Below are 10,642 nucleotides of genomic sequence, written 5' to 3'. Positions count from 1 at the left end.
GATATTGTAAAACAAACTCGGGCCACCATCGGTCGTGGTTCCGGGGCGGCATCCATTGTGAGTTATTGCCTCTTTATTACTCAGGTGGATCCCATTAAATATAATCTTCAGTTTGAACGCTTCATTCATCCTGAGCGCAGTGATATGCCGGATATTGATGTGGATTTTCCTTGGGATGAACGGGATGATATTTTGGATTATGTTTTCAAAAAATATGGAAATGAACGCACCGCCATGGTATGCAGTCAAGTATTTATGAAACCCCGTTCTGCCATTCGTGAAGTGGCTAAAGTGTATGGGTTATCTAATGAAGAAATTAAAACTATCACTAAGCGAATTGGCTGGTATGCCTCTCGTAGTGATTTATTGAATTGGGTGAAGACCGACCCCCGTTTTGAGAATATAGAACTGGATGATACACTGGAGGAAATACTGCGAGAAAGTGAAAAAGTAGTGGGCGCCTTTCGTCATCCGTCTGTTCATCCCGGTGGCGTGGTGATTGTACCGGATGAAATTCGAAAGTACGTACCGGTTCTCACGGCGCCCAAAGGCGTCCAGATTGTGGAGTGGGAAAAAGATCAAGTGGAAGATTCAGGACTCCTCAAAATCGATATTCTTGGGAACCGCAGCTTGGCGGTGGTGCGGGATACGGTGCGCCAAATCAATTTGAATTATGGTGAGGCCGCTTCTCAAAACAGCTATTTGAACTATCATAAGATTCAACCGATTGGGGATAAAAAAACAGAAAAACTCATGCAATCGGGAATGACCATGGGCATCTTTTATATTGAAAGCCCTGCCACTCGGCAGCTTTTGGCCAAAGCTGGTGTGGTTGATTTTGAGCACGTGGTGATCTATTCGTCCATCATCCGTCCGGCAGCAAATCGCTTTACCAACATGATGCTGGAACGCATCCACGGTAAGCCATGGAAAATTCTCCATCCCGACCTAAATTTTTTGAAAGAGAGTTATGGCATCATGGTTTATGAGGAGCAAGTATCAACGGCAGCTATGGTTATGGCAGGGATGGGTTATGCAGAGGCCGAATCATTGCGAAAAACTATGAGTCGGGATGCAATGCAGCACTTGATTCGGGACTGGGAAAAGAAGTTTTATCAAGGCGCAAAAAAGCGCGGCTATGAAAATGGGTTAATCAAAGATGTATGGGATATGATCCGCTCTTTTGTGGGATATTCTTTTTGCAAGCCACACTCCGCTTCTTTTGCCATGTTGTCTTTTACCTGTGCTTATCTTAAGGCTCATTTCTCGGCGGAATTTCTGGCAGCGGTTATTTCAAACCAGGGTGGATTTTATTCCCCTTTTGCTTATCTTAGCGAGGCAAGGCGGTTTGGCATCAAAATTTTACCACCGGATGTGAACCGCAGCTGGATGGAATATCGTGGGCGGAAAAACCGAATTCGAATGGGATTTATGAGTATTCGAAACCTCCAGAAAAAAACCGTACAAGAAATTTTGGATGAACGAAAAGCGGGTGATTTTACATCATTAGAGGACTTTTTTATGCGGATTGATCCAACCTTGTCCGATGCCATGGCCCTCACCAATGCTGGGTGTTTTTATTCATTAACACCGGAATTGGCTCACCAGGAGATTGCCTATCGTGCGGCTTGGTATTGCTTGGGGGAGAAAGGAAAGAATGGGGATATTGCTCTGAACTTGACTAAAGATTCTCGCCCAACAAATAGGTATCAAACTCAGTATAAGAATATAGACAAAGAAGATCAACGACGGCTGGAAATTGAATCTTTTGGATTTCCCATTTCAGAACATCCTCTCGAGCCTTATTTGCCCATGATTAATGACCGCGTGCGGAAGGCCAAAGATTTGCCAAAATATATTGGGCGCACCATCCACTTAGCGGGTGTTTACATTACCCGTAAGGAAACGGCTACAGTGAAAAGTAAGGATCCCATGGAATTTTTGACACTTGAGGATGAAACGGATATTTACGAATGTGTTCTTTTCCCCGAAGCTTTTCGGAAATACAGCGATCTTTTGCTATGGGAAAACTTATTCCTACTCAGAGGAAAAGTAGAAGAATCCTTTGGCGTTGTTTCAGTAACAATTGAAAAACTGGGAAGTCTGCCTAAAATGTTTCGTCTAAGCAAATATAAAAAATCAGTGTGAATCTATAAATGATTCAATACGGCTTTTGATTTCCGTTCTTGTTTCACGAAATGAATCCATTTGATTCGTATCAAAATTCCACCCTCGGAAAGGATCATCAATACTCCAATGAATACGTTCAACCTCTTCGGGAAATGATGGACATATTTGGTTGGCATTGTCACAAACAGTAATGGCAATATCGATTCCTTGATTAAGATAATCATCAACATAATCTGATGTATGATAAGAAATATCAATCCCGAATTCGTCCATAACGGCAATGCTCATGGGATGGACGCGGCTGGGGTGGGAGCCGGCGCTATATACATCAAACCGATCGCCGGCCATATCCATTAATAATCCATGGGCGATTTGAGAACGGCAAGCGTTCCCGGTGCAAATAAAGAGGACTTTTTTCTTTGGTAGCATTATAAAATTTATAACTTAAAAATATTGAATGGAATTCCTGTTTTGTAGTGCTGTGCTATCCTAAATTTTCCCCCATGTCTATTGAGAAGAACGAACCCTTATTCACCAATCCGCTTGAAGCCGTCCGCGGTTTATCCATCAATGATCTAAATAAATATCTCCCAGCAATTCAAAAAGCTGAAGATATTTCCATGACCATTGACAAAATGAGAGAAGGCGTTTTTTTGGGATTGGGCCTTGATGGGTTAAAAAAAATTCCAGACAATTCAATTGATCTAATCATTGCCGATCCCCCCGAATCTCCTTGGCGTGGAACAGAACAAAGGGGAAACCCAATGACCATCCAGGAATATTTTCAATGGAATGAACAATGGTTGAAAGAAAGCGCCCGCGTTTTAAAACCTACCGGGGCCATTTACTTAATTTCTGGCTGGCGATTTTCAGGGATGTATCATTCACTCCTCAGTACGGATTTTCATATTCAAACCAGGATAACCTGGCGCAATGCGCAACCAAAAGACCAATCCAAACCCATGACTTGGATTAATCGAGTTTCTGATGCTTGGTTTGCCACAAAATCGAACGATTTTATGTTTAACCAAGAGGCGGTGACCGATCGGGAAAATAGTATGAATTCTGCCAATATGATTGAAATGGGTGTAACCAATTTGTGGAGTGATATTATGGATATTCAAGTAGGCACAACGGTGAAAATGGAAGGGGATAAGCCAGAGCAATTGATTCAACGAATTTTGACAGCATCTAGTTTTAAGCTGAATTGGATTGTGGATCCCTTTGCACGGTCCGGTGGTGTGGGTGTAATTGCAAAAAAAATGGGCCGCAGATTCATTGGTTTTGAATCAGACAATGATCGATTGTTAATGGCCATGAAACGAATAGATAATGAGTAAAATATGAGTTTATTTAATCAAATACAAAGTGATATGTATACTGCAATGAAAGCTGGCGAAAAGGAAAAATCTGGCGCATTGCGAACAACATTGGCAAAGTTGAAAGACAAAAAAATTGAAAAGCGCGAGGATCTTTCAGAAGCAGAAGAGGTTAAAGTGCTGCAAATGTTGGTGAAGCAAAGAAAAGAGTCAGTGGAATTATATACAATAGGAAATCGTCCAGAACTTGCGGCAGCAGAGCAAGCTGAAATGGAAATATTAAAAAGTTACTTGCCCCAAATGATGTCTGAAGATGACATTAGAAATATTGTGCAATCTGTAGCAGATGAAATTGGCGCCTCTTCTTTGGCGGATGTGGGCAAAGTTATGCCGGAAGTCATGAAGCGCGGTAAAGGATTGATCGATGGAAAAACAGCTCAGAAGTTTGTTCGAGAGATTTTAGGATAAATTGTTAAAGTTAATCTGGCATCCTAACCGTTAACGTTATACGAATGATAGACGCATTAGCAACATTCTTTATAATTGCCATAGGTTTGATCGGGTTTCGTCGGGGATTAGTGGAAGAAATGGGCCGCCTTTTAGGCATTATTTTTGCCACTGTTTTTGCCCTGAGACTTTACGTTGATTTGGGTTCTTTTCTCATGGTATGGCTTCCTGTTGATGTATGGCTTTTATTTGTTCTTAGTTTTATCATTATTTTTTCAGGTGTCCTTTTATTAACCCGCTTTATCACAAAATTGATTCATTTTTTATTTTTATCCAAAAGTACAAAATGGGTAAATCGTATAATGGGAACTTCCTTTGGAATCATTAAAGGTCTTTTGGTTGTAATGATATTTTTTTGGATGTTTGAACTTTTGCCCAACCGGGATACATCAAACATTGTAATGAAACAATCCAAATTGGCGCAGCGATTAATTAATGTAAGAAAAAATATTATTACAACATTTAATTGGAAAGACCCTGTAGAATTAGGTGAAAAAACAATCCGTGAATTTTTGAATACCATGGAAAATAACAATGGCTAGGATTCCACAAGAAACTATCGATCGGATACGAGATACGGCTGATATTGTGGATGTTGTCTCTCGCCATGTTGACTTAAAAAAACGGGGGCGCAACTTTTTTGGTTTATGTCCTTTTCATAATGAAAAAACACCCTCCTTTTCAGTAGCGCCTGAGAAAGGTATCTATCATTGTTTTGGTTGTGGAAACGGCGGTAATGCGGTGAATTTTATCATGGAGTATGAAAAGATCAGTTTTGTTGAAGCGCTTCAGGAATTGGGTAACCAGTTGGGGATTGATGTAGACTTCAGCGGTGGTGATGACTCAAAAGAATTTTTTGAAAATCTTTATGAAATTCATTTAGGTGCGGCGGCGCTATACAATTCCACATTGTTTTCAGATATGGGTACTGATGCAAAAAATTATTTACTCGATCGGGGCTTAAGTGAAGAATCACTCAAATTATTCAAGGTTGGATTTGCCCCGGAGAAATCTTCATTTTTAGTTAATAAAGTAAAACCGAAGAAATATAACCGGGATGTTTATGAAAAATCGGGACTATTTGGTTTTTCTAATAATGAATTTTATGATCGCTTTCGCGCACGGATTATGTTTCCCATCTCAAATTCTTCTGGTAAAGTGATTGCTTTTGGAGGCCGTGTATTCGGGACAGAAGATCCAGCAAAATATATGAATTCACCTGAAACACCCCTCTACCGAAAGAGCGAAATATTCTACGGCCTCCATCTTACTCGGGATGCGATCCGGAAGGAAGGCTATGCAATTTTGGTGGAAGGGTATACCGATTTGATCCAGCTTTTCCAAGCGGGAATCAAAAATGTGGTAGCCGTATCCGGCACTGCTTTTACGGATCGGCATGTTCAACAAATTCGTCGATTTACCGCAAAAGTTTATTTGGCTTACGATGGCGATTCAGCAGGAATCAACGCTGCTTTAAGGGCGGGATATGTACTTTTAAAAGGCGGTGTTGAACCACATGTAATTGAAATTCCCGAAGGACTTGATCCTGACGATTGGGTTCAGCGTGATGGTGCTGACGGGTTCAAATTAAATGGGATTGACAAAGCATCGGAACTTCTTCGGTTCCATTTAAAAGCCAGAAATTTTAAAGAAATGTCTTCTGCAGAAAGATCAAATTTGATTAAAGAAATTCTGAAAGAAGCGGTTGGGATACCTGATCCTATTATTCAGCAAGCTTTAATAAAATCATTGGCTCAAGCTGGCGGCGTTGATGAAAATCAAATGGTGCACTTATTCTCTCAACAATTAAGAAAAAAGCGACCACAATATCCAACGGAGGAAGCCAATCCAAAACCAAAACTTTTTACAACAGTAAATGCCAAGGCAGAACTGGGTATCATTAAAGTATTGGCCGGCGACGATGCAGAAGCAAAGGCTTTACTTAAAGAAAAACTGGATATCAATCGATTAAAAAACGAACAGTTGAAAAAATTGGCTCAATTGTTAATGGACAAAAATGAGGTAAATCCGGCGGAGATTATTGCACATTTTGATTCATCAGAAGAACGTGAAGTTATCAGTAGAATTATGATGGAAGAAGAAGATACAACTACCTTACCGCTTCAAATGGCAGAGGAATGTTTAAGAACAATGTCAAAAGTTTCCACTAAAGAAAAGATTCGTGAAATAAGGATGAAAATCCGTGAAATGGAAGACGCTGGTAATGACTCTACAGAATTAATGATGGAAGTTATTCAATTGCAGAAAGAAGTCAATGGTTAAACACATAGTTCTTCTAATGTTTGGAACGATTCTTTTTTCTCAAGAGATTGATTGGAAAGAAAAACCAAGCCCAATTACGGCGATTCATATTTTTTGTGATACAGAAAATATTCCCATTTATGTGGATGGTCTTCATGTGGGCGCTTCCCCCGTAAAGGATCCTGTTCAAGTTGCTCCAGGTTGGCATCAAGTGAGTTATTTTCCGCCCCAAACCATGGTGAACACTCAAGCTATTTCCCAAAATAAAAAAATGCGTGATATGATAAAATTGGCACGGCAGGACGTTTTAGTTGAAGAAGGGAAAACGATACGCGTCGTTTTAAGCTACCGGTCGATTGAAGCAGAAGCATTGGAATATGATCGAAGGCTTTCCAGCAGCAGTTGGGTTGGGTTGGGAATGGTTTTTGCCACTTTTGGTCTAATTGTCTGGGGATTGATGTAAGTGAAATTTCGATCGTCAATTATTTTGTTATTCATGTGCCCTATTTTTAGCCAGCCAGATTCTACGATAAAATTATTTCCATCAGATTTGAATCGTACCAATATCTTAAGTGGCGAAGTAAAAGAAGCGGTCAAAAAAAATGAGTCCCATTTTCGGGCTGTATATTATCCTTCAGGTGAATTGAAAAGTGTAGAATTCGTCCCGGCTAATTGGGATAAAGGACGTCGAAAAAAGGTAAAATCGCCTAGCCGGTTGAAACTTTATTACCGCAATTGGAATCCCAAAAAACAGGAATTGATTGAAGGAATTACTAAAAAGGAAGGTCTGGGCAAACCTCATTACCGCGCTACCCTCGACGCAAAAGGATTGGTCCGGGATGTGGATTATTTTAATCGCCACGGTAAAAGATTATGGACCTACCATATGCGCTGGAATGACGAGGGCAAATCTTCGGAATATGATATTGAATTTTATTCCAACCGAAATTTGTCAGAACTGAATAGTGAATTGTTTGCTCCGGATCTAAGTGCAATTCGCCCTGGGTGGATTGCCCGATATAATTTCAATAAGGAGGGAATTACAAAAGGTGTGCGTGTTTTAGATCAATTTGAGAATCTCTATTATTATTATCAATTCAGTTATGGTAAAAATGGGTTTCGGTCTAAATATTATCGTGCGGATTCACTATTAGTGGGAAGTCATACCGTGCGATTCACTATCAATAAAAAACCTCTCCGAATTACCTATTACAATGAAAATGGTATTATGAAAAATGCAGTTGCTTATGAATATCCCAAGGATGTTGAAAAGGTTATTTCTCTAATTAACAGCAAGGGTGAGGTCATTGAGCGTAGAATTATCCCAAAGAAAGAAAATTAGTATATGAAAATATTAGTTACGGGGGGTGCTGGTTATATTGGCTCCCATGTTGTATTGGACCTGTGTGAGGCAGGATATGAAGTAGTTGTTCTGGATGATCTCTCCACAGGAAATCGTGAAGCGGTGGACTCTCGTGCTGAATTTGTCCAGGGATCAACGCTGAACAATGATGACCTGAACAATGTATTAAATGACGTAGAAGCTGTCGTTCATTTGGCAGCTTTCAAGGCTGCAGGCGAATCTATGGTTGAGCCGGGGAAATATTCTCGCAATAATATTTCAGGTACAATTTCACTTCTGAATGCCATGATTGACCGTGGTGTGGATAAATTTATTTTTTCTTCTACCGCTGCCGTTTATGGTTATCCCCAATATTTACCTTTGGATGAAAATCACTCTTTGGATCCCATCAATTATTATGGCTTCACCAAGCTAGAAATTGAACGCATCTTAAAGTGGTATGGTGAATTGAAAGGATTAAAGTTTGCCGCCTTGCGTTATTTCAACGCAGCAGGTTATGACCCAAAAGGTCGCCTCAAATCTTTAGAAAAAAATCCTGCTAATTTGCTTCCTATTGTTATGGAAGTGGCATCGGGAGTCCGTGAAAAAATGCAAATATTCGGGAATGACTATGACACCCCCGATGGCACTGGTGTGCGGGATTACATCCATGTTTCTGATTTGGCTTCGGCCCACCTGAAGGCTATAGAATATTTGCATGAAAACGAAAGTCTAACAGTGAATCTTGCTACAGGAGAAAGCCACTCCGTTTTAGATGTAATCAAGTTGGCGAAAGAAATTTCCGGACAGGAAATATCTTATGATATAGTTGATCGTCGTGCCGGCGATCCTGCAAAACTTTTTGCCGGCACAACTCTGGCCTTTGATCAATTGGGATGGAAAGCTGAATATTCCGATTTAAGGACACTGTTGGAAACAACATGGAAAGTTTATCAAAAATGAAAAGTCATCCTTTTGTTGGCTTGGCGGGAAATATCGGTGTCGGAAAAACAACATTCACAGAAAAAATGGCGCAAGCATTTGGATGGTCCCCTATTTATGAATCTGTAGCTGATAATCCATACCTCAGTGATTTTTATGGCGACATGAAACGTTGGAGTTTTAACCTTCAGATTTATTTTCTTCACCATCGTTTTAAAGGTCAAAGAAATATTGCACATAATAATGGGGGAGTGATTCAGGATCGTACCATTTATGAAGATGTAGAAATCTTTGCCAGAAACCTCCATGAAATGAATCGAATGGATGACCGTGATTGGCAAAACTACCAGGATTTATTTAGTATTATGACAGGCTATTTACGCCAGCCAGATTTGATTATTTATTTGAAGGCCTCCACCGACACGCTTCAAACGCGGATTCATTCACGGGGACGTGATTATGAAAATTCTATTGATCCGGAATATTTGCACCAATTGAATGTGGCTTATGACAAGTGGATAAACGAATTAAAAGATATTTCTGTCATGACAATTGAAACGGACCATTTCAATATTTTTGAAAATACAGATCAATTCCAATCAATTTTAGATGACGTAAAAAAACAATTGTAGAGACACAGATTTATGTTTTCTACAAATAAAGCAATCTTAATTTATTTAAAAAATGGGCTAAAAAAGTTAAAGACTTAAAAATAAAATCTTAAATTCCTCGCCCTTTTTGGGCCCACCAGACAGCTTGATTTTCAATCAAGGTCTGGCGAGTAGCTCAAAAGGTTACCTGCCCACCCCCGACTTTCAGGAGGGCAGGTGGGGAGCATAAAAAAATGAAATATTATGTTTACATATTAAAATCCAAAATTAAGGATTGGCATTATGTTGGTATGTCTTCGAATGTTAAAATCCGATTTAATAAGCATAATGAAAAAAAGGTAAAATCTACGCGAAACTATGCACCTTTTGACTTACTCTTATCAGAGGAATTCCAAGATCGTGTTTCTGCCCGACATAGAGAAAAGTATTACAAGACAGGATTTGGGAAAAAAGTTTGGATGAAAAAAGTTAAAGACTTAAAAATAAAATCTTAAATTCCTCGCCCTTTTTGGGCCCATAGCTCAACGGTTAGAGCACCGCACTCATAATGCGTAGGTTCCAGGTTCGAATCCCGGTGGGCCCACTCACTTTTGAAAATAAATAAATGTAGAATTAATTTCGTTTGGGTTCCCAGCCCGCTCCCGACCAACGGGAGGGCAGGCGGGGAATCCCGGTGGGCCCACTTTTATTTGTAAATTCAACCTATGTGCGGACGTAAAACACTCACTCGGGATATGCAATCCATCATTGAAGAAATGGCCATTGAAGAATGGCAGGATTCCGATCTTTATTCTCCCAGCTTTAATATTGCCCCGACTCAAAATTCTCCTGTCATGATTGACCATATGGGCCGTCGGGTGAAACATATGAAATGGGGCCTCATTCCCAATTGGTCCAAAGATCAAACCATTGGATCAAGATTGATCAACGCTCGCGCTGAAACCCTTTTACAAAAACCATCTTTTCAAAACTTGGTCCCCCGCAAAAGATGCGTTGTAATTACCGATGGCTATTTTGAATGGAAGCGAACATCGAGCAAATCAATCCCATATTATATTCATCATCCAGAGAATAAACTTTTGGCCATGGCAGGTCTTTGGGATACATGGAAAAATGATTCCGGCGAAAGTGTTTTCAGTTATACCGTCATTACCACAACGCCAGCACCTTCATTAGAAGATATCCACCATCGCATGCCGGTTATTTTAAAACAGGACAGTATTAATAAATGGCTCCAAGTACATAATACCGCAATCCCCGATGCCATGGAACTATTGAAACCTTTTTCCAATTCACTCCAATTTTTTCAGGTATCCACCCTGGTCAATTCTCCGAGAAACAATCAAAAAGAATGCATCCTGCCCATAGAAGAATCAGATAGTTTATCCTTATCCTTATTCTAATTCAATTAAGGCCATTTTGTTCTTGCCGTTTATGGGGGAATAAGACCAATTTCTCGGCACTTTAGACGTTAAGAATAGATGAGTTACTACATACAAAATATTGGTACCTTTTCAGGCGCGCAGGTT

General features: G+C 40.0%; 12 protein-coding genes and 1 tRNA gene. 12 read left to right on the top strand and 1 reads right to left on the bottom strand.

Annotation, left to right across the window (positions count from 1 at the left end):
- Positions 1 to 2,148, top strand: a 2,148-nt coding sequence (locus HN459_03780) for a DNA polymerase III subunit alpha (protein MBT3478563.1), incomplete at its 5' end; no start/stop codon positions are given.
- On the opposite strand, the gene HN459_03775 is transcribed toward HN459_03780, so the two are convergent.
- Entirely contained in the window at positions 2,140 to 2,559 is a 420-nt protein-coding gene (locus HN459_03775) for an arsenate reductase ArsC (protein MBT3478562.1), read from the bottom strand. The two genes, HN459_03780 and HN459_03775, sit on opposite strands and share 9 nt — an antisense overlap.
- Positions 2,560 to 2,633: 74 nt before the next feature.
- Between HN459_03775 and HN459_03770 the strand changes: the two genes are divergently transcribed.
- The 11 genes from HN459_03770 (at position 2,634) to HN459_03720 (ending at position 10,516) form a co-directional block, all read left to right on the top strand.
- Positions 2,634 to 3,470: a site-specific DNA-methyltransferase gene (locus HN459_03770; protein ID MBT3478561.1), complete on the top strand. Its 837-nt coding sequence runs from the start codon at positions 2,634 to 2,636 to the stop codon at positions 3,468 to 3,470.
- Positions 3,471 to 3,473: 3 nt separating this feature from the next.
- Positions 3,474 to 3,917 carry a GatB/YqeY domain-containing protein gene (locus tag HN459_03765; protein MBT3478560.1) on the top strand — a complete coding sequence of 148 codons (444 nt, stop codon included), beginning with the start codon at positions 3,474 to 3,476 and terminating at the stop codon, positions 3,915 to 3,917.
- 44 nt (positions 3,918 to 3,961) lie between these two features.
- Positions 3,962 to 4,498, top strand: a complete 537-nt coding sequence (locus tag HN459_03760; GenBank protein ID MBT3478559.1) for a CvpA family protein — start codon at positions 3,962 to 3,964, stop codon at positions 4,496 to 4,498.
- Positions 4,491 to 6,239, top strand: a complete 1,749-nt coding sequence (locus HN459_03755; GenBank protein ID MBT3478558.1) for a DNA primase — start codon at positions 4,491 to 4,493, stop codon at positions 6,237 to 6,239. The genes HN459_03760 and HN459_03755 overlap by 8 nt, the downstream gene beginning before the upstream one ends.
- Positions 6,232 to 6,681, top strand: coding sequence for a hypothetical protein (locus HN459_03750; protein ID MBT3478557.1), 450 nt, complete (start codon positions 6,232 to 6,234; stop codon positions 6,679 to 6,681). Before HN459_03755 ends, HN459_03750 begins: the two co-directional genes overlap by 8 nt.
- The gene (locus HN459_03745; GenBank protein ID MBT3478556.1) at positions 6,682 to 7,560 is read left to right on the top strand and encodes a hypothetical protein; all 879 of its coding nucleotides are present in this window, start codon (positions 6,682 to 6,684) and stop codon (positions 7,558 to 7,560) included.
- Positions 7,561 to 7,563: 3 nt separating this feature from the next.
- The gene (gene galE / locus HN459_03740; protein MBT3478555.1) at positions 7,564 to 8,523 is read left to right on the top strand and encodes a UDP-glucose 4-epimerase GalE; all 960 of its coding nucleotides are present in this window, start codon (positions 7,564 to 7,566) and stop codon (positions 8,521 to 8,523) included.
- Positions 8,520 to 9,134, top strand: coding sequence for a deoxynucleoside kinase (locus HN459_03735; protein MBT3478554.1), 615 nt, complete (start codon positions 8,520 to 8,522; stop codon positions 9,132 to 9,134). The genes galE and HN459_03735 overlap by 4 nt, the downstream gene beginning before the upstream one ends.
- Positions 9,135 to 9,346: 212 nt before the next feature.
- Positions 9,347 to 9,607 (top strand): GIY-YIG nuclease family protein, encoded by a 261-nt coding sequence (locus HN459_03730; GenBank protein MBT3478553.1) that lies wholly within the window; start codon positions 9,347 to 9,349, stop codon positions 9,605 to 9,607.
- A 16-nt stretch (positions 9,608 to 9,623) separates the two neighbouring features.
- Positions 9,624 to 9,696, top strand: a tRNA-Ile gene (locus HN459_03725).
- A gap of 121 nt (positions 9,697 to 9,817) precedes the next feature.
- Positions 9,818 to 10,516, top strand: a complete 699-nt coding sequence (locus HN459_03720; GenBank protein MBT3478552.1) for an SOS response-associated peptidase — start codon at positions 9,818 to 9,820, stop codon at positions 10,514 to 10,516.
- The last annotated feature ends 126 nt before the right edge of the window (positions 10,517 to 10,642 follow it).

The sequence above is a fragment of the Candidatus Neomarinimicrobiota bacterium genome (assembly GCA_018647265.1).
Lineage (GTDB): Bacteria > Fidelibacterota > Marinisomatia > Marinisomatales > TCS55 > TCS55.
Note: the sequence above shows the minus strand (reverse complement) of the source record. Positions and strands in the feature narration are given on the sequence as shown.

Coding starts and splice junctions, on each gene's coding strand:
- HN459_03755 (MBT3478558.1), top strand. CDS start 4,491: ATGGCTAGGATTCCACAAGAAACTATCGATCGGATACGAGATACGGCT.
- HN459_03770 (MBT3478561.1), top strand. CDS start 2,634: ATGTCTATTGAGAAGAACGAACCCTTATTCACCAATCCGCTTGAAGCC.
- HN459_03735 (MBT3478554.1), top strand. CDS start 8,520: ATGAAAAGTCATCCTTTTGTTGGCTTGGCGGGAAATATCGGTGTCGGA.
- galE (MBT3478555.1), top strand. CDS start 7,564: ATGAAAATATTAGTTACGGGGGGTGCTGGTTATATTGGCTCCCATGTT.
- HN459_03775 (MBT3478562.1), bottom strand. CDS start 2,559: ATGCTACCAAAGAAAAAAGTCCTCTTTATTTGCACCGGGAACGCTTGC.
- HN459_03730 (MBT3478553.1), top strand. CDS start 9,347: ATGAAATATTATGTTTACATATTAAAATCCAAAATTAAGGATTGGCAT.
- HN459_03720 (MBT3478552.1), top strand. CDS start 9,818: ATGTGCGGACGTAAAACACTCACTCGGGATATGCAATCCATCATTGAA.
- HN459_03765 (MBT3478560.1), top strand. CDS start 3,474: ATGAGTTTATTTAATCAAATACAAAGTGATATGTATACTGCAATGAAA.
- HN459_03760 (MBT3478559.1), top strand. CDS start 3,962: ATGATAGACGCATTAGCAACATTCTTTATAATTGCCATAGGTTTGATC.
- HN459_03750 (MBT3478557.1), top strand. CDS start 6,232: ATGGTTAAACACATAGTTCTTCTAATGTTTGGAACGATTCTTTTTTCT.